This is a genomic window from Janthinobacterium sp. GW822-FHT07H11, from assembly GCF_058798615.1.
This window is the reverse complement of sequence record NZ_CM179507.1, coordinates 4,974,099-4,994,836: the sequence shown is the minus strand read 5'-3', so window position 1 is coordinate 4,994,836 and position 20,738 is coordinate 4,974,099. Positions and strand designations below refer to the sequence as shown.

Here is a 20,738-nt window from a genome sequence, read left to right as displayed (position 1 = left end):
CGCCCGGGGCGTCACCGGGGCGCTATGTGGCCAGGTCCGTCGCCGCCGTCTGCGTAGCCATCGCCTCCACCACTTGCAGCAAGGTATCGCCAAACCCGCCCCTGGCCCTGGCATTGCGGCGGGCGCTGGTGGTGACGCGGGGCGCGGCGCTCCAGGCGATGCGCGCGCCGCTCGCCTGCAGGGCGGCGACCAGCGCCACGTCTTCGCTGCAGGCCAGCGGTGCAAAGCCGCCCGCGCGCAGGTAGGCGCTGGCGCATACGCCCAGGTTGGCGCCGTGGATGTGGCGGTGATCGTCGGCGTCCGTGTAGCTGCGTTCGAAATGCGCGCGCAGGGCGTCGGCGCTGTGTTCGTGCGGCGACCAGTCGTCGACGCCCACCGAACCGCAGACGGCGTCGGCATGCAGGCCCAGTTGCGTGCTGAGCCAGGTGGGCGAAACACGCGTGTCGGCATCGGTAAAGGCCAGCCAGCGCGCGCCGCGCTGCAGCAGCAGCTGCGCGCCGGCGGCGCGCGCGGCACCCACGTTGCGCCGGTCGATGGCGATGCAGTCCAGGCGCCAGCGCGCGTCCGCATGCATGGCATGCGCGTGCGCGATGCGCTGCGAGCCGTCGCTGCAGGCGTCGAGCACGATGACGATGCCGACGGCTTCGCCGGCCAGCAGGGCGCAGGTGGCGGCGGCACGCAGCGCCTCCAGGCAGGCGCCCAGGCATGCCTCCTCGTCATGCACGGGAACCACCACGCCGATCATGCGAACCCTTCGCGCTGCGCCACCGAGCGCGCATCGTTGGACCAGACGCCCAGCAGGAAATCCGCTTCCTCGTGACGCAGCAGGCGGTGCAGGCCGGGCGCATCCTGGAATGCGGCATGCACGCGCACCGTCGATATGCTGCGCTGCGCAAACGGCGCGCGCCAGTGGCAGGCGGCGATGTTGCCGCCCGGCGCCAGGCTGGCGACGCAGTGCTCGACCAGCAGCGCCAGCTCGTCCGGCGACAGGTAGTAGGCGATCTCGCTGATGACGATCAGGTCGAATTTTTCACCGCCCGGCAGGATGCGCGGCCAGTCCCGCGGCAACTGGTGGCGCGCGAAGCTGGCATTGCCGTCCTGCCCCGCGTCGAGCAGCCGTTGCCGCGCCAGCTGCAGCGCCGCTTCGGACAGGTCGGCGGCCAGCACGCGGTCGCAGCGTTGCGCCAGGGCCAGCGTCAGTTCGCCATTGCCGCATCCGGGTTCGTAGGCATGGCGGTAGCGTTCCTGCGGCAGGCAGGCCAGCAGCAGCGTGCGCTTGCGCTCCTCGTACCAGCGCGCGCGTACCAGCCAGGGGTCGGCATCGTGCCGGTACAACTGGTCGAAATAGGCGCCGCGCGGGTCGCCCGTGTTGGCTGATGGATTCATATGAAATAGATCTCCCAGGCATGCAGCAGGCGCTGCAGCGCGTGGCTGGAAACGATGGCGGGGCGGCCCGTCGACGGATCGGCCTGCAACTGGCTGGCGAAGCAGCGCACGGCGGCGCGTTTGCGTTGCAGCACGTTTTCGGGCAGCGGCAGGCGGCGCGCGCGGTGCCACGGCAGGCGCGTGTCGCCCGGCGCGGCCCAGTGCCAGCCCCAGACGGGCATTTCCAGCAGCGCCGCGCCGCAGGCGGAGGCGGCCTCTGCGCAGGCCCAGCCGCAGGCTTCATGGTCAGGATGGCCATCCAGGCGCCAGGTGGTCAGGACCCTGTCGCCGGGAAGCAGCCGGGCTGCCAGCAAGGCTTGCAACTGCGTGGCCATGGCGGCCAGGCCACCGTCGGGCAGGTGCAGGCGCAGCCATGCTGGCGTTGCCAGTCCCAGCGTTTGCAGCGCCTGCCGGGATTCCCGCGGGCGCACGCGGCGCAGGCGCTCCCGTGGCCACAGCGGCGAATCCGGGTGGCTGGCATCGCCGTCGGTGACGGCCACCAGCAGGATCTCGCTTCCGTTTGCCGCCAGCAGCTGCAGCAAGCCGCCGCAGGCGAGGATCTCGTCGTCGGGATGCGGCGCGACGATGACGGCGCGCGCGCCTGCCGGCACCAGCTCGGCCGCGCCGATCGTCGGCAGCGCGGCCAACTGCGGCCAGGCCTGCCAGGCCTGGTCCGGCGTGCCGTCGCCTTCGATGCGGCGCGCCTGCGTGTCGTGGCGTGGCCGCATGTCAGAGCGCCCAAGGATGTTCTTCGGCACCGGCCACGATGGCGCCCAGGGTAGCCTGGTCGCGCTCGGCATGGCTTTGGCGTAGGAAGACGGGCAGGTCGGCCGCCAGGCGCGCGAACCGCGCATCGCGGCACAGCGGGCCGGCGCCCAAGGCGCGCGTGGCCAGGTGCAGGACCATGGTGGCCGCGTCTTCCACTGCCAGGCGCAGGCGCAGGGCCAGGCCCATGGCATCGCGCTGCGGATGCCGGTCGATGTCCAGCGCGCCTTCGCGCAGCAGCGCGCCGGCGCAGCGCAGCGCGCAATCGATCTGTCCCAGCTGCGCCAGGCGGATCGGATCGGGAGCGGCCTGCTGCGCCCGCGCGTGCAGGTGGCTGGCCAGCGCGCTGGCCGCGCCATACCAGGCGGCCGCGATGCCGGCGCCGCCGTGCCAGAAGCCGGGCCGTTCCAGGTAGGCGCCCGGCGCTCCCACGGGCAAGGCGCGCGCGCCCGTAAATTCCACGTCGACGCTGGCGCAGGCGGCCATGCCGACCGCCTGCCAGCCTTCGCCGGTGACGCGCACGCCCGGCTGTGCCAGCGCCACGGAGGCGAGGCAGGCCTGGCCCTGTTCATTCCAGCAGCTGAGCAGGGCATGACTGAGGCCAGCGGCACCCGAGCACCAGGCCTTGCGTCCTTCCAGCAGGGAGCGGCCATCCGCCGTCTGATGCAGCGTGAGCCGCGCGCCGGGCATTTCCGCGCACCACACTCCCCAGCTGCTGCCTGCCGGCGCGCCGGGACCGTCGATCTCGGCCAGGATGGCCAGCGCATCCGTATGGCCTTCATACAGCTTGAGCAGGGAGAGGTCGATGGCGGCGATGGCGGCCAGGGCCTGCCAGCGTTGCAGCGTGGCACCATGGCCGGGCAGGGGCAACTGGTCCAGGCCCGCGGCGAGCAGGCGGTGCAAGCCTTCGATGGGCGAAAAATCACTGTCCTGCGGCCGCAGCAGCGCGTTCAAGGCCGGCTGGCTGAAGTCTTGCCCGGAGGGCAGGGGAAAGGCGGTGGAAGGCATGGCAAGCTCCTGTTTTTTAACAGTCTAGCTTTCCATTTTTATAATGTATGTTCGATTCTGCACACTGGCCGTCAAACAGGCGCGGCCGGCGAGGCCGTGCCTGGCAGGCGCTGTTTTTTGCGCGTCAGCTTTTATCTGCCACGTCGGTGCTTCCCTCAGGCGACAGCAGATACCGGGTATGGCCGTGCATGTCGATGCCGCCGGTACTGAAGCACCATTCGGCTGGCCATCCTTGGCCACATGGGAGGCGCCCGCGCCATTGAGCACCAGCCGGTATGCGGGGATGGCGACGTTCACCTTGTCGTGGCGGAAGAGGCGTGCGTGACGATGGCAGTCCGCTTAAAACTCTTCCCAGTCATCTCCGGCCGGCGCCTTGGCCGGGGCGCGTGCGGCGGCGGCAACGGCGGCAGGCTTGGCGGCGGCCAGGTGCTTGTTCGGCGCGGCCGGCCTGGCGGGCTGCGGCGCCTGGCGCAGCTGTTCGCCCAGCTTGAACACGCTGACCACCTGGGCCAGGTGGCTGGCCTGGTCTTGCAGGCTTTCGGCGGCCGCCGCCGCTTCCTCGACCAGGGCCGCGTTCTGCTGCGTCACGCCATCCATCTGCGCCAGCGCCTGGTTGACCTGGGCGATGCCGTCGCTTTGCTCGCTGGTGGCGACGCTGATGTCGGCCATGATGGCGGTGACCTTGCGCACGCTGTCGACCACCTGCTCCATGGTGGCGCCCGCTTCATCGACGAGCTTGCTGCCGGCCGCCACCTTGCCCACGGAATCGTCGATCAGCAGCTTGATTTCCTTGGCCGCCGCTGCCGAGCGTTGCGCCAGGCTGCGTACTTCGGTGGCGACGACGGCGAAGCCGCGTCCCTGTTCACCCGCGCGGGCCGCTTCCACGGCCGCGTTCAGGGCCAGGATATTGGTCTGGAAGGCGATGCCGTCGATGACGCTGATGATGTCGACGATTTTATTGGACGAGTCATTGATCGAGGTCATGGTTGCTATGACCTTGCCGACCACTTCGCCGCTCTTCTGTGCCACATTCGATGCGGAAGCGGCCAATTGATTGGCCTGGCGCGCGTGGTCGGCGTTTTCCTTCACCGTGCCCGTCAGTTCTTCCACCGAGGCGGCCGTTTCTTCCAGCGAACTGGCTTGCTGTTCCGTGCGGGCCGACAGGTCGTTATTGCCTTGGGCGATCTCGGCGCTGGCGCGCGCCACATTGTCGGCGCTGGCCTGCACCTGCAGCAGCACGGCATGGATCTTTTCCACGAACTGGTTGAAGCCCTTGCCGATGACGGCCAGCTCATCGGTTCCCTGCACTTCCAGCTTCACGCGCAGGTCGGCGTCGCCGCTGGACAGGTCGGTCATGGTCGCGCCCAGGGTGCGCAAGGGGCGGGTCAGGTGATTGACGACGAGAATCAGGATGCCGGCCGTGGCGGCCGCGCACAGCAGCGCGACGATCAGGGTATAGGTCATCAGTTCGCGCGCGGAGGCGGTGGCCACGCTTTTCGGAAAGCTCAGTTGTACGCTCCACGGCGCGATGTCCGGGTGGATCAGCAGCGGCTGCAGCAGGTGCACATAACCCTGGCCATCCTCGTATTCGTAGGGCTGGCCCTGGCGCACCTTGTCCAGCCCGGCGGCGGGCACGTCGTCGGCCTTCTTGCCCAGGCGTTCGGACACGGGGTGGCTCGCATACAGGCCGCCATTCGAGATCAGGGCCAGCTTGCCGCCCTCGATCACTTTCAGGTCGGCCAGGATTTTCGCCAGCCGGGTCAGCATGAAGTCGGCGCTGGCCGTGCCCTTGAAGCCGCCATCGATCATGATGGGCGCGACGAGCGAGGCCATCAGCACATTCTTGCCGTCGACGGGGTAGACGTAGGGTTCCGTGAAGAAAGTTTTGCCGGTGCGCTTGGGCACGTCATACCAGTCGTTCGCGCCCGGTTTCGGGTCGAAGACGATGGGTTCGACCTGCAGCTTGCCGCCCGCTCCCCTGGTCCAGTAGGGCATGAAGCGGCCGCTGGCGTCATAGTTCGGTTTCTGGTTGGCGAAGTCCGCATCCTTGCCGTCGAGCGCATTCGCTTCCCACGTCACGGCCGCGCCCAGCAAGTCTTCCGAACTGGAGAGCGTGGCCTTGGTCAATTCGTTGATCTGCTCGCGCTGCATCGGCAGGTTGGCGGCCCGGGTGCCGCGCATGGCGCCGGCCAGGCTGCTGACGCTGGCCAGGTTGCTGGAGATGCGCGCCTGCAGCGCGCCCGACACTTCGCGCGCCGAGGTGCGTGCCAGTTCGAGCGCGGCCGCTTCGGCGCTGGCGCTGCTTTTATAGCCGATCACGGTCGCCGTGATGCCCAGGCTGAGGATGGCCAGGGCCGTGGCGGCGACGCAGATTTTGCTGTTTAACGAGAGTTGCATGATTGCTGTTCCTTGGTGAGGAGGGAAATCGGTGTCATGAGCGGCGCGGGTGGCGCGCTCAGAAAGTCTTGCTGACGGCCAGCACGAAGGTGGCCTCGGCCGGGTTCGACGTGTCGAACTGGCCGGCGGCATTCGGAATGCCCAGGGTGTAGTGGTCGTAGGCGTTGCTGGCGCCCCAGGCGCGCGTCCAGGCGCCGCTCACGCTCCAGCCGCCGTCGAAGGCCTTGCTGAGGCCGACCTTGGCGTCGCGCCAGTTCCAGATGTCGTTGCCCGTGCCGGCCACCCTGCCGTTGCCGGCGTGCAGGTTCAGCGTGAAGCCGCTGCCCAGGTCGATATTCGCGCCCACGTCCAGGTAGCCCGTGCCGCGCGCATTGCTGATGCCGAAGAAGTCGCGCGTGACGGTATGGTTGTACTTGGCATACAGCATCTTGTAGCTCAGGCCCAGCGACAGTTCGCCATAGTCGTACTTGACGCCCGTGGCGCGGTAGACGGCGCCCGGGTATTTGTAATAGTAGGCCAGCACGCTGTAGCCCACTTCGCCAGCCGTGCCGGCATAGCCGCCGTACAGGTCCCATTCCAGCGTGGCGTCCTGGATGTAGCGGTCGCTGACGGTGGAGAGCCAGGTGCCCAGCGACCAGCCGCCGGGGTGGCTGTAGTCGGCGCCTGCCTGCAGCGCGGGCTGGCCCCAGGTCTGGCGAAAGCCGCGGGAAATGTATTGCGACGCCAGTGTCGCGTTGGCGCTGATGCTGGCGGCGGCGGGGGCATCGCCCGAGGGCGCCGTTTGCGCGCGCACCGGCAGCGCGGCCAGCAGTGCACAGGCACAGGCACAGCAGGCGAAGGAATAAGCGGGATGGCGGTTCAGGCGAGGCATGTCAGTCGGCTCCGTAGTTTGCTGGCGGCGGCCGTCCAGGCGCGCTGCCCTGATGGTTGCAATAAAATGCGGCAAAGTTGCGGAAAAGACTAGTTTTTGGGCGAGCCGGCGTGGCTGGAATACGCTGCGCGCAGGCATGCGGGATGCCGCGTCAGCACGCATACATTCTCACCGAACGTAACCGAAAGGATAGGGCGAATGGCTAGTGCAAGTCAATAATGTTGCGAGGCGGAAATCGTAGGTTGTTGTTTGGCGGCACTTTTTTCAAGTTGCCGCCAGCCTAGACGGGCGCCCCCGGCTGGTCGCTTTCAGCAGTGCGTCCAGCAGGAGCGGCAGTGCCTGGTGCAGGTCCGGCATGCGCGCTTGCGGCAAGTCGGCGCGCGCCTCGACCTTGCCCGACGGCTGGCCCCAGACCACCTGGGCGCTCAGTTGCGCGCCAGCTTCCAGTCCCGACGCGCTGACCAGCAGGGCTACTTCTTCGGGCTGCTCTTCCTCCACGGCGTCGAGCAGGCAGGAGATGCCGAAGTGGTAAGCCTGGAAGGCATCCGCCGAGCCGCTGGAAAAGGCGAAGACGGATGCCAGCGCCCGTGGCGCGGCGGCGGCGATGCGCGGCAGCGCGGCGCGGAACAGGGGCAGCAAGTCGTTTTCCAGCTGGATCACCAGCGGATGGGTATGGCTCAGGACGGTCATGGCGGGCGAAAAAAAGTGGCGGCGCGCGATGTTAGCAGGTCTGGCGGGCGGCGTCAGGCCGCGTAGCGGCTGGCCATGCTGGCGATGGTGCCCTTCATCTGTTCGCGCAGCGCGGCCGGCGCCAGCACTTCCACGCCATCGCCCAGGCCCAGCAGCCACCATTGCAGTTCGCGCGTATTGGGCACGGTGGCGCTCAGGTGCAGGCGTCCATCGTCGAGTTCGCGCAAGACCTGGTCTGCACTGAGCGCTGTTTCATACAAGTGCTCGCCGCTGCGCCGCGCAAACGCCGCTTCGAGCCGCACCGGCTCGCCATCGCGTATGCCCATGGCGCCCGAGGCGATGTAGGCGTCGATGTCGAAACCGTCTTTCTTGCGGGCTGCCAGGAAGAGGATCTCCGCCTGTTGTACCCGGTGCAGCACCAGGGTGCGCACGTCGTGGTAGTCGGCAAACAGGCAGACCAGATAGATCAGCTGGCCCCGCTGCACGATGGCCAGCGGATGCACGGCGTCATAGCAGACGGGCGTGTCGGCGTCGCGCTTTTTGTAGCTGAGCTTCAACTGGCGGCCCTGCATCAGCGCTTCGTATACAGTGCGCTGGCAGGTTTCGTCGATGACGGGCGCCAGCAGCCGCTGCATCGGGGCGATGGTGCGGATCTTGTCCAGCCAGGCGGGCGAGTTGGCCCGCTCGTTGGTGGCGTTCAAGGTCTGGCGCGCGGCGCTGAAGTACGGCTGCATGCTGTCCAGGGTCGAGGGCGGCAGCGCATGCCGCAGGTGCTGTTCCATCAGCGCCAGGGTCAGGGCGGCCGGTGTCGACAGCCCCGGCATGTCCATGCGCGCCGCATTGTCCATCCAGCACCAGCCGAATGGCTTGCTGTCGGCTGGATTGGTCAGCGCAAATATCTCGGCCAGGTCCAGCAGGTCGCGCTGTATCGTGCGCTTGCCGATGGCAAAGTCGCACGCCTTGAGTTTTTCGTGTAATTCGGCCACGGTGATGGTGCGCGGCGCGGAGGGAATCAGGTTCAGCATCTGCCATTGGCGCATGATGGTGGACGGGCGAGGCGTGCGCTCAGACATGGTGGTTCCGTTCAGTTCGATGGCAGGTGTTCATGCACTGGTCAGTGCATAAGTTGGCGTATGGTAACATTAATTTGTTGATAATTAAAGCGTCGCCGCCTGGGGCGTATCGGCGCGCAGCATGGCCGCCTTGACGCAATCGCGTCCGGCGCGCTTCGCCTGGTACAGCTGGGTATCGGCGGCGGCGATCAGGGTGGCGGCGTTCAAATGCCTGCCGCCCGGCGTGAAATGGATGGAGGCGACGCCAAAGCTGGCGGTGGTGGTGATGTGCCGGGGCAGGCTGGCGCGCAGGCGCTCGGCCAGGCGCACGCCGCCGGCAAGATCGGTTTCAGGCAGGATCAGCAGGAATTCTTCCCCGCCGTGGCGCACCACGCTGTCGATGCCGCGGCGGATGGCATTGCCGAGCAGGCCGGCAAAGATGCGCAGCACTTCATCGCCGCGGGCATGGCCGTGCGCGTCGTTGATGCGCTTGAAATGATCGAGGTCGCACATGATGGCGGTCAGGCACAGGCCATGGCGCTGCGAACGTGCCAGCTCGGTGCCCAGCAGGTGTTCATCGAGGTAGCGGCGGTTGTAGCAGCCGGTCAGGTGGTCGCGCACGGCCTGGTCGGCAAGGAGGGCGAGCGCCTTGTCCTGTTCGTTGCGCTGGCGCCGCTGGCCATGGGCGGCACCGATGCCGCCGAGGTTCAGCGCCAGCAGGGTGGTGGCGCTGCCGGCGGGCATGCCATCCTGCAGGCAGAGCCAGGCCACGCTGGCTGCGATGCCCAGCCCGGCGCCGCACAGCATGCGCTGCGTGATGCCGCCATATGGCGCCAGCAGCAGGGCGCAGAACGCCATCGGATGCCAGCTGGCATCGCTGGCGCGCAGAGAAAAGCAGAGCAGGAAGCCGGCCATGCCCATGACGAGCACGATGCAGCCGGCGGCGTCGCGGCAGTGTCCCGTATCGGGCGCGCGCAGTGCCCACGCCAGCGTGCCCGCCATGGCGCAGCAGAAGGCGGCGGCCAGCGGCCAGCAGGAGGCGGGCAGCAGCGCGGCGCCGAAGGTGGCGCTGCCGATGGCATACAAGGCCAGCAGGGGGCGCAGCGCCAGGCTGCGGAAATCGTCGGTTGCGCGGTGCGGATGCATGAAAACCTGTCGGGTAGCGGATCGAAGCGCCATTCTTGCAGCGCCCTGCGACAAATTACGACGCTTGCCAGGCGTGCGCAGGAAAATGCGCGATTGGTCCTACCAGTGGGCGATTGGCACCCGTGCCGGGCAGGCATGCACCCCAGGACGGGACCTAGCCGTCCTCGCGGGTGACGCGCGTGCGCACGAAATCGATATGGCTTTGCATGGCCGTGCGCGCTTCTTCGGGTTGGCTGGCGCAGATCGCTTCGCAGACGGTGCGGTGCTGCGACAGCAATTGATGCGAGGTGGCGTCGTCCTGCTGGCGCAAGCCCGTGCCGTTGAGGGTGATGTGTTCGCGCAGCATGCCGATGACGCTGGTATGTAAGTGCAGGAACATGGTGTTGTGCGAGGCCTGCGCGATGATTTCGTGCAGGCGCGCATCGGCCTGCGCTTCGCCGTGCTTGTCGTCGGCCAGCCGCGCCTGTTCCAGTTCCGTCAGCAGGGCCATGATGTGCGCGCGCTCGTCCGCGTTGGCCCGCTGCGCGGCAAAATAGGCTGTCGCCCCTTCGAGCACGCGGCGAAACTCCAGGATGTCGTCGCGCAGGGCTGGGTGGTCCGCCACCAGCTGGCTCCATGGCGAGGCGATGCCCGTGCGCAGCTGGTCCGTGACGAAGACGCCGGCGCCGCGCCGGCTGCGCACCAGGCCGCGCGCGGCCAGCCGCTGTATCGCTTCGCGCACCGTGTTGCGCGCCACGCCATATTGTTCCGCCAGCAGGCGTTCCGCCGGCAGTTGCGCGCCCGCCGGCAAGCTGCCGTCGAGCAATGCCGTCTCCAGCCGCCGCATCACCGCCTCGACTCTTCCCCGCCCCTGCATGCCTGTCGCCATCGCCGTCTCTTTGTCTTGTGCCGCACTGTTGTTTTAAAGTGGTCCAAGCAATTTGAAGTGTCCCCTGGAAGCTGGAATTATGCGTCAAGCAGTCATTCTTAACAACGCATAGCGGCGCCACAGCAACACACAGAGCGCCGGGGAGACACAGTCATGCAGCCAGGTCCGCGCCACGCGCCACGCCACTATCCGCCCGCGCCATTGCAGGTATACCTGTTCGCCACCTGCCTGGTGGACCTCTTCGTGCCGCAGGCGGGACTCGATGCCGTGCGCCTGCTGGAGCGCGAAGGCTTGCTGGTGCACTATCCGCGTGGCCAGAGCTGCTGCGGCCAGCCCGCCTACAGCAGCGGCAACCCGGAGCAGGCGCGTGCCGTGGCCCGTGCCCAGCTCGACCTGTTTGCCCAGCCCTGGCCCGTGATCGTGCCGTCCGGTTCCTGCGCCGGCATGATGCGCCACCACTGGCCGCAGCTGTTCCAGGATGACCGCGTCGCCGGTCCCAAGGCGCAAGAACTGGCCGAACGCGTGTATGAACTGAGCGAATTTCTCGTCTGCGTGCTGAAGCTCGACCTGGCCGGCCTGGCTGCCCCCGGGCAGCCGGACGAAAACGTGGTGCTGCATACCTCGTGCGGCGCGCGCCGCGAGATGGGCACGCGCAGCCATGGCGTGGCCATGGTCGACGCCTTGCCCGGCGTGACGCGCATCGAACACCAGCGCGAATCGGAATGCTGCGGCTTCGGCGGCACGTTTTCACTGAAACACCCGGACATTTCCGGCGCCATGGTCAGCGACAAGATCGCCTCGGCCTGCGCCACGGGCTGCGACCGGCTCGTTTCGGCCGACTGCGGTTGCCTGCTCAACATCGGCCACGCCGCGCAGCACCAGGGCGCGCCGCTGCCGGTCGAACACCTGGCCAGTTTCTTGTGGCGCCGCACGGGAGGCGCGCCATGAGCACGGCATTGACCGCCCGCGAACGCATGCTGGGCCGGCTGCGCGCCGCCGCACCCTCCGCGCCCGAGGCGGTGGAGCTCATCGATACGGCCATCGACAATCACTACCAGGCGCGCCGCGCGCAATTGCCGCAGTCGCCGCGCCAGCAGCTCGACGCCATGCAGGCGGCCCTGCGCGCTTCGCACGCGCAGGTTGACTGCGTCAGCGTGGACGCCTGGCCGGCCCTGCTGGCGCGGCGCCTCGGTGAACACGGCGTACGCCGTTTGCTGCTCGACGCCGGCAGCGCCGAAGGGCGGGCCTTGCGCGCCGCCTTGCCGCAGGGCGTGGAGGCGCTGTCGTTCGAGCGTCCGCTGGCGCAGTGGAAGGGGGAACTGTTCGACACCGTCGACGCGGGTTTCACCGTTGCCCGTTCCGGCATCGCCGCCAGCGGGACCCTGGTCATCGCACCCGATGCGGCCACGCCGCGCACGGTGTCGCTGGCGCCGCCGCTGCACGCTTGCCTTGTCTATGCGAGCACGCTGCATGCGGACCTGCATGCGGCGGCGCGCGCCGAGCGCTGGGCGGACGGCATGCCAGCGAACCTGGTGCTGGTCTCCGGCCCCTCGAAAACGTCGGATATCCAGCAAACCCTCGCGTATGGCGCGCACGGCCCGCGCTGGCTGTGGGTGCTGATCGTCGACGACCTGTCAGCCCATGAAGGAGGCCAGCCATGAACGCCAAGCCATTGCAATTCGTCAAGCCGGCGGACTTCCATGCGCGCGCCCGCGCCGCGCTGGACGACCCGAAGCTGCGCCAGAGCTTTCGCGGCGCCATGGATTTTTTACAGGACAAGCGCAGCGCGCAGTTCCCCGACGGCGAGGAACTCGAACGCCTGCGCGACATCGGCGAAGCCGTGCGCCAGCACGCGCTGGCGCGCCTGCCCGAGCTGCTGGTGCAGCTGGAAGACACGCTGACGGCGGCCGGCGTGCAGGTGCACTGGGCCGAGGATGGCGAGCAGGCCAACGCCATCATCCACGCCATCGCGCAAAAGGCCAAGGCAACGCGCTTCATCAAGGGCAAGTCGATGGCCAGCGAGGAAATCGAGCTCAATCACTACCTGGAAGCGCGCGGCATGACCTGCCTGGAGTCGGACATGGGCGAGTACATCGTCCAGCTGGCCGGCGAAAAGCCGTCGCACATCGTCATGCCGGCGATTCACAAGACCAAGGCCGACATCGCCGGCCTGTTCGCCGAGCATATTCCCGACGCGCCCTACACGGAAGACGTCGACAGCCTGATCCAGACGGGCCGGCGCGCCCTGCGCCAGGCCTTCGTCGACGCGGACATCGGCCTGTCGGGCGTGAATTTCGCGGCAGCCGACACGGGCACCTTGTGGCTGGTGGAGAACGAAGGCAATGGCCGGCTGACCACCTCCGTGCCGGAAGTGCACATCGCCATCATGGGCATGGAAAAGGTGGTCGCCAAGCTGGAACACATCGTGCCGCTGGCCAGTCTCTTGACGCGCTCGGCGACGGGGCAAGCCATCACCACGTATTTCAACCTCATTTCCGGCCCGCGCCGCGCCGGCGAAAAGGATGGCCCGCGCGAAGTGCACCTGGTGCTGCTCGATAACGGCCGCAGCCAGGCCTACGCGGACGAGCAGCTGCGCGCCACCCTGCAATGCATACGCTGCGGCGCCTGCATGAACCACTGTCCCGTCTACACGCGCATCGGCGGCCACGCCTACGGCACCACGTATCCGGGGCCGATCGGCAAGATCATCTCGCCCCACTTGCTGGGGCTGGACGCGACGGCCGACCTGGCGACCGCGTCGAGCTTGTGCGGCGCCTGCGGCGAGGTGTGCCCCGTGCGCATCCCGATTCCGCAGCTGCTGGTGCGCCTGCGCACGGAGGCGAACCGCAATCCCGACGAGCAGGTGGCGCATCCGCTGCGCGGGCAGGGGGCCAAGTTCAGCCGCGGCGAAAGCCTGATCTGGCGCTTCTGGAGCGGCGCCTTTGCGCGCCCCGCCAGCTACCGCCTGTTCCGCTGGGCCGCCACGCGCCTGCGCGCGCTGACGCCGCGTGCCCAGCTGGGCTGGACGCAGCACCGCAAGCCCCTGACGCCGGCGCCGCGCAGCCTGGCCGACCTGCTCAATGCACGCGGGCAGGAAGAATAGCCCGGCCCGGCAGCACCGAAGCACCGCAAAAAACACGCTACACACAATTACATCAAAAGCCGTTTTTTCATCAACCCGCATCCACCGGAGGAGACCCGACATGCAAACCTGGACCCAACTTTATACACCGCTCGGCAGCCTTTGGCTGTCGTCGCTGGCGGCAGCCGTTCCCATCATCTTCTTCTTCATCGCCCTGGCGGCGCTGCGCATCAAGGGCCACGTGGCGGCCGCCGTCACGCTGGCGCTGGCGCTGGCCGTGGCCATCTTCGCATATGGCATGCCCGTGCCGCAGGCGCTGGCGGCGGCCGGCTACGGCTTCGCGTACGGCTTGTGGCCCATCGCCTGGATCATCGTCACGGCCGTCTTCCTGTATAAGATCGTCGTCAAGACGGGGCAGATCGATATCATCCGCGCCTCCGTGCTGTCGGTGACGGACGACCAGCGCCTGCAGGTGCTGCTGATCGGCTTTGCCTTCGGCGCCTTCCTGGAAGGGGCGGCCGGCTTTGGCGCGCCCGTGGCCATCACCTCGGCGCTGCTGGTGGGCCTGGGCTTCAACCCGCTGTATGCGGCGGGCCTGTGCCTGATCGCCAATACGGCGCCCGTGGCCTTCGGCGCCATGGGTATTCCCATCATCGTGGCGGGGCAGGTGACGGGCATCGACCCCTTCCTGATCGGTGCCATGGCGGGCCGCCAGCTGCCGCTGCTGTCGCTGCTGGTGCCATTCTGGCTGGTCTTCATGATGGATGGTTTTCGCGGCGTGCGCGAAGTGTGGCCGGCCGCGCTGGTGACGGGTTTGAGCTTTGCCGTGACCCAGTATTTCACGTCCAACCATATCGGCCCTGAACTGCCGGACATCACCTCGGCCCTCGTCAGCCTGGTGTCGCTGACCCTGTTCCTGAAAGTATGGCAGCCGAAGAACGCGAAAGTGGCCCACGCCGTCGGTGGCGGCACGGCCGCGCTGTCCGGTTTTGGCGGTGGCGCGGGCAAGGCGGACGTGCGCGGCGGCGGCAACCGCGCCGCCTCGCCCTACACGACGGCGCAGACCATGCGCGCCTGGGCACCGTTCGGCCTGTTGACGGCCATCGTCACCGTGTGGAGCCTGCCCGGCTTCAAGGCCCTGTTTGCGGCCGGCGGCGCCTTGTCTGGCCTGGTCATCAAGATCCACGTGCCCTACCTCGATAAATTGGTGATGAAGACCATGCCCATCGTGGCAGAGCCGAAGGCGTATGACGCCGTGTTCAAGCTCGATCTGCTGTCGGCCGTGGGCACGGCGATCTTGCTGACGGCCGTGCTGTCGATGCTGATGCTGCGCATGAAGCCGCGCGATGGCGTGAAGGCCTTCGTGGAAACCGTGATGGAATTGCGCCGTCCCGTGCTGTCGATCGGCCTGGTGCTGGCGTTTGCCTTTGTCGCCAATTACTCGGGCATGTCGTCCACCCTGGCCCTGCTGCTGGCCGGCAGCGGCGCCGCCTTCCCGTTCTTCTCGCCCTTCCTGGGCTGGCTGGGCGTCTTCCTGACGGGGTCCGACACCTCGTCGAACGCCTTGTTCTGCTCACTGCAAAACACCACGGCGCACCAGATCGGCGTGTCCGATACCTTGATGGTGGCGGCCAATACGACGGGCGGCGTGACGGCGAAGATGATTTCGCCGCAATCGATCGCCGTCGCCTGCGCGGCGACGGGCCTGGTGGGCAAGGAATCGGACCTGTTCCGCTTCACCCTGAAGCACAGCCTGCTGTTCGCCATCATCATCGGCGTGATCACCATGCTGCAGGCCTATGTCTTCACCGGCATGATCCCGCACTGAGCAGTCCGTAGAAGTACGTAGTAAAACTAGATGAACTGATAGCGAAACGTGCAGAGGGTCATGAAAATGACCTGATGCACTGCAGCATATTGAGTATGGCCCGGCGCAATGCCGGGTCAGCGGCGATACCGTCGGCATCGAGGCCCGAGCCCAGCAGGGGCAGGCTGATGCAGGCTTCGTCGATCAGGCGCGCCGACATGGTGCGCACCGTCTCGCGCAGGGCCGCCTGCGCATGCGTGGCGCGCGGCGAGGCGTTCAGCAGCACCAGCGGCTTGTCGATGAATGATTCATTTCCCACCATCCAGTCCAACGCATTTTTCATGGGCCCGCTCACGCCGTGCGCGTATTCGGGGCTGGCCAGCAGCAGCACGTCGGCCGCCAGGATGGCGTCGCGCAGGCCCGTCACGGCCGGCACGCTGTCGGCGTCGAGGTCGGGATTGAACAGCGGCAATTCTCCCAGTCCCGCATAGATGCGGACGTCAAATGGCGGCGGGGCAAGCCGGGCGATGGCGCGCAGCAGGGCGGTGTTCAGGGAGGCGGCGCGCAGGCTGCCGGCGATGGCGAGAATCGTAATGGGCGTTTGCATCCCGCCTGTATAGCCCATCCTGTGCTCAAGCGCAAGGCGAGCAGGATGGCGCTATCGCTATTGCAACAGCCGAGGATGGGCTGCAATGCATGGCTGGTATTGCTGCACTCTTAACGGCTCAGGCCGCTCATCCAGCTAGGCTGCGGGTTGGCGCGGGCCAGTTCGCGCATGCGGTATTCCAGGTCGTAACGGTCGGTCGATTCGGCCAGGTAGGCTTCTTCGTAAGCGCGTTCGCGACGGTCGCTGCTGTGATTCAGCCAGGCGCCGACGCGCTTGGCGGCATGGACCAGGGTGGCGACGATATTGCTGTTTTGCGTGGTGTGGTAAGTAAATGCGGTAGACATGGCAGACTCCTTTGAGTGGCGTGCCGCGTTGTGCTGCACTGCAATATAAGTATAGCGATTCCAAGTTATAAGGCTACTTTTGATTTCGAATGTCAGCTATTCAATTATCGAATAATGGCTGGGAAAGCTGCGCAATACGGGGCCTTTCGGGCATAATGCGGTCGTAGATAGGTAGTTTTACTACGCGCTCGGGCTTGTGGGGAATGTTGCTTTCAAACACGAGCGGTGCCGCTGCCGGGCGGTGAGCATGCAATCGATGCGCCAGGCAGGGCAAGACAATCTTGGATAGAACAATGGAGAAAGTATGGAACACGTAAAGCAGGGGCTGGGCGTACCGCGCGCACAGGCCGGCACGCAAAACAATACAGGCGCCCTGATCATTGTCACGGTGCTGTTTTTCATGTGGGGACTGCTGACCTCACTCAATGATGTGCTGATTCCCCATCTGCGCTCGATCTACACCTTGACCTATGTGCAGGCGATGCTGGTGCAGTTCTGCTTCTTTGGCGCCTACGCCATCGTGTCCCTGCCGGCCGGCATGCTGATCAAGAAAATCGGCTACCAGCGCGGCGTCGTCGCCGGCCTGCTGATCGCCGCCGCCGGCTGCGCCATGTTCTACCCCGCGTCCACCGGCAGCTATGCGCTGTTCCTGCTGTCCTTCTTCATCCTGGCGGCCGGCATCACCGTGCTGCAGGTGGCGGCCAACCCGTACGTGACGGAACTGGGCGACCCGCAGACGGCGTCGAGCCGATTGACCCTGACGCAAGCGTTCAATGCGCTGGGCACCACCGTGGCGCCGGCGCTGGGCGGCATGCTGATTTTGTCGGGCACCGTGCTGACGGTGCAGCAGTTCGACCTGCTGCCGGCGGCCGAGCAGCTGGCCTACCGCGCCAAGGAAGCCGCTTCCGTGCAGGGCCCGTACCTGGCGCTGGCCGCCACCCTGGTGATCCTGGCCGTGCTGTTCGCACTGGCGAAATTGCCCAAGATTTCGCATGCCGACGATGCGGCGGCTCTGGCGCAGGACGGCAACAAGGTCTCGATCTGGTCGCACCGCCACCTGGTGCTGGGCGCGCTGGCCATCTTCCTGTACGTGGGCGGAGAGGTGAGCATCGGCAGCTTCCTGATCAACTTCCTGGGCGAGAGCCATATCGCGGGCCTCAGCCACGCCGACGCCGCCTATTTCGTCAGCTATTACTGGGGTGGCGCCATGCTGGGCCGCTTCGTCGGCTTTGCCGTGATGCGCTATGTCAGCCCGGGCAAGACCCTGGCCTTCAACGCCGCCGTCGTCATCGCGCTGATCCTCGTCGCCGTGTTCTCCAGCGGTCACACGGCCATGTGGGCATTGATCGCCGTCGGCCTGTTCAACTCCATCATGTTCCCGACCATCTTCAGCATGGCCTTGAACAAGCTGGGCGCGCAAACGGGGCAAGGTTCGGGTATCCTGTGCATGGCCATCGTCGGCGGAGCCATCGTGCCGTTCATCCAGGGCTTCCTGGCCGACCACATCAACCTGCAGCTGTCCTTCCTCGTGCCGGCCCTGTGCTACACCTTCATTCTGTACTTCGGCTGGAAATACGCCAGCATGTACAACGACGGCGCGAAATAAGCGCAGCACTGTGCGGTAAGTAAAAAGGGTGGCCTCGGCCACCCTTTTTTTGCGTCAGGGCGTCAATTGCGTGCCCAGCACGTCCTGGCACACTTCGAGCCAGGCGCGCGCCGCATGCGACAGATAGCGCCCGCTCCAGATATGCGCCACCTGCCACGCCACCTCCGGTTCGACGATGCGCACCGTCTCCAGCGGTTCGCCGGCCAGGCGGTGGATGAACGGCTCGGGCAGCAGGGCCACGCCCAGGCCCGCCGAGGCCATCGCCACCAGCCAGTCCCATTGTCCGCTCTGCGCCGCGATGGTCGGCGTGAAGCCCGCCTGCGCGAAATGCTGGCGCAGGCTGCGCGTGAGGGCGAAATCATCCTTGAGTAACACCAGCGGCAAGTCGGCCAGTGCCTTGAAGGGCAAGGTGGTGCGGTTTTTCTGGAACGTGCCCGGCTCGGCCAGGGCCCAGATCGGGTAGCTGGCCACTTCCACGGCCACGAGGTCGAGTTCCGGATCGGCCGGCAGCACCGTCATGCCGATTTCCAGCTCGCCGGCCGCCACCTGGCGCTCGATCTGCTGGCCCGTGTCTTCCTGCAGGGTCAGGCTGATGTGCGGATGGCGCGCGCGGAAGGCTTTTAAGACGGGCGTAAACAGCACATTGATCATGGGCGGGATGCCGACCGTCAGGCTGCCGCGCTGCAAGGCCTGGGTGTCGCGCACTTCCAGGGTCAGCTGGCGCATGTTCGCCAGCATTTCCTGGCCGTGCTGGTAGACGATGCGGCCCGTGTCCGTCAGGGTCAGCTTGCGCCCGTCGCGCACCAGCAGCTGCGCGCCCACTTCATCTTCGAGCTGGCGCACCATCTTGCTGATGGTCGACTGGGTCAGGTGCAGCGATTCGGCCGCCTGTGTAAAGCTCGACAGGCGCACGGTTTCCACGAAATAGCGCAGGGAACGGATATCCAAGATGGGGCTCGTCTCCGCATGGTATGAAAATATCGACTGGATATGGCGAAATTAATTCATGCCATGCATATGGACGGGATTTTATACTGAAACCCACTTATGGGGCTGGTGTATGACAGCCATCCAATTTGAGAATATTAAGAATATCAGGAGCATCACGATGTACGAGGACCGTATCCGCCACCCAGGCTTGCTCAGCAAAATCATGAGCGCCGATGAGGCAGCCAAATTGTTCCACAACGGCATGCGTGTCGGCATGAGCGGGTTCACCCGTGCCGGCGACGCCAAGGCCCTGCCGCGCGCGCTGGCCGAGCGCGCCCTGCAAGACCCGTTGAGCCTGACCCTGATCACGGGCGCTTCGCTGGGCAACGGCAGCGACGGCCTGATGGCCGAGGCGGGCGTGCTGGCGCGCCGCATGCCCTTCCAGGTCGACCCTGTGCTGCGCGGCAAGATCAACAATGGCGAAGTCATGTTCATCGACCAGCATCTGTCGGAAACGGCCGAGCAGTTGCGTTCTGGCAACCTGGCCGCCGTCGATATCGCCGTCATCGAAGCGACGGCCATCACGGCGGCCGGCGCCATCATCCCGACCATGTCCGTGGGCAATTCCGCCGCCTTTGCCCAGCAGGCAGCACAAGTCATCATCGAAATCAACCTGTCCACGCCGCTGGCGCTGGAAGGCTTGCACGACATCTATATTCCGCACACCTTGCCGGGCCGCGAGCCGATCCCGCTTACGCGCGTGGACCAGCGCCTGGGCAGCACGGCCATTGCCATCGATCCGGCCCGCATCGCCGCCATCGTCATCACGGACAGCCCCGACAGCCCGTCGAACGCCTTGCCGCCCGATGCGGAAACGCAGGCCATCGCCGGCCACGTGATCGCCTTCCTCGAAGGCGAAGTGGCAGCCGGACGCATGGGCCCAGAGTTGCTGCCGCTGCAGGCAGGTATCGGCACCATCGCCAACGCCGTGCTGCACGGCCTGATCGGTTCGCCCTTCCAGAACATGACGATGTATTCGGAAGTACTGCAGGACAGCGCCATCGAACTGCTCGATTCGGGCCAGCTGGCCTTCGCCTCGGCCTCGTCGATCACGCTGTCGGCCGCCGTGCACCAGAAGCTGATGGACAATATCGACCACTACCGGTCAAAAATCGTGCTGCGCCCGCAAGAGATCAGCAATCACCCGGAAATCGTGCGCCGCCTGGGCATCATCGCCCTGAATACGGCACTCGAGTTCGATATCTACGGCAACGTCAATTCCACGCACGTGTGCGGCACGCACATGATGAACGGCATCGGCGGCTCGGGCGACTTTGCGCGCAACGGGCAAGTGTCGATGTTCGTGTCGAAATCGGCGGCCAAGGGCGGGCGCATTTCCAGCGTCGTGCCGATGGTCTCGCACGTGGACCATACGGAACATGACGTCGACGTGCTGGTGACGGAATGGGGTTATGCGGACTTGCGCGGCCTGGCGCCGCGCGAACGGGCGCCGCTGATCATCGAGCGCTGCACGCATCCCGAGTACCGCGAGCAATTGCGTGCCTATTACGACGCGGCATGCCAGCGCGGTGGCCACACGCCGCACATCCTGGAGCAGGCCCTGTCGTGGCATACGCGCTACCAGGAAACGCAGAGCATGCTGGCAGCGCGCTAAGGCCGGGGCGGCGCAAGGGCAGGGCGGTGCAGCACCGCACCTGCCTTTTTCACTCTTCAGTACATATGCAGGGCCTTGGCGCCCAAGCCCAGCAAGGCAAACGTGGTGGTGGCCTGAATACCCATGAACCACAGGAAGTGGGTATGCATGTGCTTGCGGATATCGCCCAGTTCCGTGCGCAGGGCATGGCAGTCGCCGCGCAGGTCGCCGCGAAACTGCGTCAGGTCGGCGCGCAGCAGCTGCGATTCGTCGCGCAATTCCGTGCGCACGTTGTCGAGGCCATCGCCAAGACGCTGTTCGAGCGTCTTGAACCATTGCCGGTCATGTTCCCGGTCCGTTTCCAATTTTGTCAGCCGCGCTTCCATACGGACAGCATTGTGCGCGCTTTGCTGTTTGTCAAGCCGGTCCGTGGCATAGGCTTCGTTCATTTCAAGCTCCTTCGCGCCAGCCGTGCTGCACCAGCGC

The 20,738-nt window shown here is 66.4% G+C and carries 20 protein-coding genes; 6 read left to right on the top strand and 14 right to left on the bottom strand.

The features are described 5' to 3' along the window. Nucleotides 1-22: 22 nt before the first annotated feature. The 10 genes from AC3RCJ_RS22075 to AC3RCJ_RS22030 form a co-directional block, all read right to left on the bottom strand. Nucleotides 23-745 carry a glycosyltransferase family 2 protein gene (locus tag AC3RCJ_RS22075; RefSeq protein WP_492959082.1) on the bottom strand — a complete coding sequence of 241 codons (723 nt, stop codon included), beginning with the start codon at nucleotides 743-745 and terminating at the stop codon, nucleotides 23-25. Then, a complete protein-coding gene (locus tag AC3RCJ_RS22070; protein WP_492959080.1) occupies nucleotides 742-1,386 on the bottom strand; it encodes a class I SAM-dependent methyltransferase in 645 nt (214 codons plus the stop codon). The genes AC3RCJ_RS22075 and AC3RCJ_RS22070 overlap by 4 nt, the downstream gene beginning before the upstream one ends. Continuing rightward, the gene (locus AC3RCJ_RS22065; RefSeq protein WP_492959078.1) at nucleotides 1,383-2,153 is read right to left on the bottom strand and encodes a PIG-L deacetylase family protein; all 771 of its coding nucleotides are present in this window, start codon (nucleotides 2,151-2,153) and stop codon (nucleotides 1,383-1,385) included. Before AC3RCJ_RS22065 ends, AC3RCJ_RS22070 begins: the two co-directional genes overlap by 4 nt. A gap of 1 nt (nucleotide 2,154) precedes the next feature. Next, nucleotides 2,155-3,198: an acyl-CoA dehydrogenase family protein gene (locus tag AC3RCJ_RS22060; protein ID WP_492959076.1), complete on the bottom strand. Its 1,044-nt coding sequence runs from the start codon at nucleotides 3,196-3,198 to the stop codon at nucleotides 2,155-2,157. Nucleotides 3,199-3,537: 339 nt separating this feature from the next. Then, on the bottom strand, nucleotides 3,538-5,595 hold the full coding sequence (locus AC3RCJ_RS22055) for a methyl-accepting chemotaxis protein (protein WP_492959074.1): 2,058 nt from the start codon (nucleotides 5,593-5,595) through the stop codon (nucleotides 3,538-3,540). A 58-nt stretch (nucleotides 5,596-5,653) separates the two neighbouring features. Beyond that, nucleotides 5,654-6,466: a TorF family putative porin gene (locus AC3RCJ_RS22050; protein ID WP_492959072.1), complete on the bottom strand. Its 813-nt coding sequence runs from the start codon at nucleotides 6,464-6,466 to the stop codon at nucleotides 5,654-5,656. 264 nt (nucleotides 6,467-6,730) lie between these two features. Then, entirely contained in the window at nucleotides 6,731-7,156 is a 426-nt protein-coding gene (locus AC3RCJ_RS22045) for a hypothetical protein (protein WP_492959070.1), read from the bottom strand. A gap of 53 nt (nucleotides 7,157-7,209) precedes the next feature. Then, nucleotides 7,210-8,229 (bottom strand): helix-turn-helix transcriptional regulator, encoded by a 1,020-nt coding sequence (locus AC3RCJ_RS22040; protein ID WP_492959068.1) that lies wholly within the window; start codon nucleotides 8,227-8,229, stop codon nucleotides 7,210-7,212. Between the two features lie 84 nt (nucleotides 8,230-8,313). After that, nucleotides 8,314-9,354, bottom strand: a complete 1,041-nt coding sequence (locus tag AC3RCJ_RS22035; protein WP_492959066.1) for a GGDEF domain-containing protein — start codon at nucleotides 9,352-9,354, stop codon at nucleotides 8,314-8,316. A gap of 154 nt (nucleotides 9,355-9,508) precedes the next feature. Continuing rightward, complete coding sequence (locus tag AC3RCJ_RS22030; protein ID WP_492959064.1) at nucleotides 9,509-10,222, bottom strand: FadR/GntR family transcriptional regulator; 714 nt, start codon at nucleotides 10,220-10,222, stop codon at nucleotides 9,509-9,511. Between the two features lie 153 nt (nucleotides 10,223-10,375). Between AC3RCJ_RS22030 and AC3RCJ_RS22025 the strand changes: the two genes are divergently transcribed. The 4 genes from AC3RCJ_RS22025 (at nucleotide 10,376) to AC3RCJ_RS22010 (ending at nucleotide 15,132) form a co-directional block, all read left to right on the top strand. Beyond that, nucleotides 10,376-11,170: a (Fe-S)-binding protein gene (locus tag AC3RCJ_RS22025; RefSeq protein ID WP_492959062.1), complete on the top strand. Its 795-nt coding sequence runs from the start codon at nucleotides 10,376-10,378 to the stop codon at nucleotides 11,168-11,170. Next, entirely contained in the window at nucleotides 11,167-11,883 is a 717-nt protein-coding gene (locus AC3RCJ_RS22020) for a LutC/YkgG family protein (RefSeq protein WP_492959060.1), read from the top strand. The genes AC3RCJ_RS22025 and AC3RCJ_RS22020 overlap by 4 nt, the downstream gene beginning before the upstream one ends. Then, entirely contained in the window at nucleotides 11,880-13,325 is a 1,446-nt protein-coding gene (locus AC3RCJ_RS22015; RefSeq protein WP_492959058.1) for a LutB/LldF family L-lactate oxidation iron-sulfur protein, read from the top strand. Before AC3RCJ_RS22020 ends, AC3RCJ_RS22015 begins: the two co-directional genes overlap by 4 nt. Nucleotides 13,326-13,425: 100 nt before the next feature. Then, nucleotides 13,426-15,132, top strand: a complete 1,707-nt coding sequence (locus tag AC3RCJ_RS22010) for a lactate permease LctP family transporter (protein WP_492959056.1) — start codon at nucleotides 13,426-13,428, stop codon at nucleotides 15,130-15,132. A 58-nt stretch (nucleotides 15,133-15,190) separates the two neighbouring features. Here the strand turns inward: AC3RCJ_RS22010 and AC3RCJ_RS22005 are convergent, their stop codons facing one another. Both AC3RCJ_RS22005 and AC3RCJ_RS22000 read right to left on the bottom strand, forming a co-directional pair. After that, nucleotides 15,191-15,718 (bottom strand): NADPH-dependent FMN reductase, encoded by a 528-nt coding sequence (locus tag AC3RCJ_RS22005; protein WP_492959054.1) that lies wholly within the window; start codon nucleotides 15,716-15,718, stop codon nucleotides 15,191-15,193. Between the two features lie 110 nt (nucleotides 15,719-15,828). Further along, nucleotides 15,829-16,062 carry a DUF3563 family protein gene (locus AC3RCJ_RS22000; protein ID WP_131688218.1) on the bottom strand — a complete coding sequence of 78 codons (234 nt, stop codon included), beginning with the start codon at nucleotides 16,060-16,062 and terminating at the stop codon, nucleotides 15,829-15,831. 304 nt (nucleotides 16,063-16,366) lie between these two features. On the opposite strand from AC3RCJ_RS22000, the gene fucP reads away from it, so the two are divergent. Then, entirely contained in the window at nucleotides 16,367-17,668 is a 1,302-nt protein-coding gene (gene fucP, locus AC3RCJ_RS21995) for an L-fucose:H+ symporter permease (RefSeq protein ID WP_492959052.1), read from the top strand. A gap of 54 nt (nucleotides 17,669-17,722) precedes the next feature. On the opposite strand, the gene AC3RCJ_RS21990 is transcribed toward fucP, so the two are convergent. Next, nucleotides 17,723-18,616, bottom strand: coding sequence for a LysR substrate-binding domain-containing protein (locus tag AC3RCJ_RS21990; protein ID WP_492959050.1), 894 nt, complete (start codon nucleotides 18,614-18,616; stop codon nucleotides 17,723-17,725). 160 nt (nucleotides 18,617-18,776) lie between these two features. Between AC3RCJ_RS21990 and scpC the strand changes: the two genes are divergently transcribed. After that, nucleotides 18,777-20,273: a succinyl-CoA:acetate CoA-transferase ScpC gene (gene scpC / locus AC3RCJ_RS21985; protein WP_492959048.1), complete on the top strand. Its 1,497-nt coding sequence runs from the start codon at nucleotides 18,777-18,779 to the stop codon at nucleotides 20,271-20,273. Between the two features lie 56 nt (nucleotides 20,274-20,329). Here scpC and AC3RCJ_RS21980 read toward each other — a convergent pair whose 3' ends face one another. Next, entirely contained in the window at nucleotides 20,330-20,701 is a 372-nt protein-coding gene (locus AC3RCJ_RS21980) for a hypothetical protein (protein ID WP_152281136.1), read from the bottom strand. Nucleotides 20,702-20,738 lie beyond the last annotated feature (37 nt).

Excerpts from the sequence above, each read along its gene's own strand:
- AC3RCJ_RS22015 (WP_492959058.1), top strand. The coding sequence starts at position 11,880 with ATGAACGCCAAGCCATTGCAATTCGTCAAGCCGGCGGACTTCCATGCG.
- AC3RCJ_RS21980 (WP_152281136.1), bottom strand. The coding sequence starts at position 20,701 with ATGAACGAAGCCTATGCCACGGACCGGCTTGACAAACAGCAAAGCGCG.
- AC3RCJ_RS22045 (WP_492959070.1), bottom strand. The coding sequence starts at position 7,156 with ATGACCGTCCTGAGCCATACCCATCCGCTGGTGATCCAGCTGGAAAAC.
- AC3RCJ_RS22030 (WP_492959064.1), bottom strand. The coding sequence starts at position 10,222 with ATGGCGACAGGCATGCAGGGGCGGGGAAGAGTCGAGGCGGTGATGCGG.
- AC3RCJ_RS22020 (WP_492959060.1), top strand. The coding sequence starts at position 11,167 with ATGAGCACGGCATTGACCGCCCGCGAACGCATGCTGGGCCGGCTGCGC.
- AC3RCJ_RS22040 (WP_492959068.1), bottom strand. The coding sequence starts at position 8,229 with ATGTCTGAGCGCACGCCTCGCCCGTCCACCATCATGCGCCAATGGCAG.
- AC3RCJ_RS22050 (WP_492959072.1), bottom strand. The coding sequence starts at position 6,466 with ATGCCTCGCCTGAACCGCCATCCCGCTTATTCCTTCGCCTGCTGTGCC.
- AC3RCJ_RS22055 (WP_492959074.1), bottom strand. The coding sequence starts at position 5,595 with ATGCAACTCTCGTTAAACAGCAAAATCTGCGTCGCCGCCACGGCCCTG.
- AC3RCJ_RS22010 (WP_492959056.1), top strand. The coding sequence starts at position 13,426 with ATGCAAACCTGGACCCAACTTTATACACCGCTCGGCAGCCTTTGGCTG.
- AC3RCJ_RS22000 (WP_131688218.1), bottom strand. The coding sequence starts at position 16,062 with ATGTCTACCGCATTTACTTACCACACCACGCAAAACAGCAATATCGTC.
- AC3RCJ_RS22035 (WP_492959066.1), bottom strand. The coding sequence starts at position 9,354 with ATGCATCCGCACCGCGCAACCGACGATTTCCGCAGCCTGGCGCTGCGC.
- AC3RCJ_RS22065 (WP_492959078.1), bottom strand. The coding sequence starts at position 2,153 with ATGCGGCCACGCCACGACACGCAGGCGCGCCGCATCGAAGGCGACGGC.
- scpC (WP_492959048.1), top strand. The coding sequence starts at position 18,777 with ATGTACGAGGACCGTATCCGCCACCCAGGCTTGCTCAGCAAAATCATG.
- AC3RCJ_RS22025 (WP_492959062.1), top strand. The coding sequence starts at position 10,376 with ATGCAGCCAGGTCCGCGCCACGCGCCACGCCACTATCCGCCCGCGCCA.
- AC3RCJ_RS22075 (WP_492959082.1), bottom strand. The coding sequence starts at position 745 with ATGATCGGCGTGGTGGTTCCCGTGCATGACGAGGAGGCATGCCTGGGC.
- AC3RCJ_RS22070 (WP_492959080.1), bottom strand. The coding sequence starts at position 1,386 with ATGAATCCATCAGCCAACACGGGCGACCCGCGCGGCGCCTATTTCGAC.
- AC3RCJ_RS22060 (WP_492959076.1), bottom strand. The coding sequence starts at position 3,198 with ATGCCTTCCACCGCCTTTCCCCTGCCCTCCGGGCAAGACTTCAGCCAG.
- AC3RCJ_RS22005 (WP_492959054.1), bottom strand. The coding sequence starts at position 15,718 with ATGCAAACGCCCATTACGATTCTCGCCATCGCCGGCAGCCTGCGCGCC.
- fucP (WP_492959052.1), top strand. The coding sequence starts at position 16,367 with ATGGAACACGTAAAGCAGGGGCTGGGCGTACCGCGCGCACAGGCCGGC.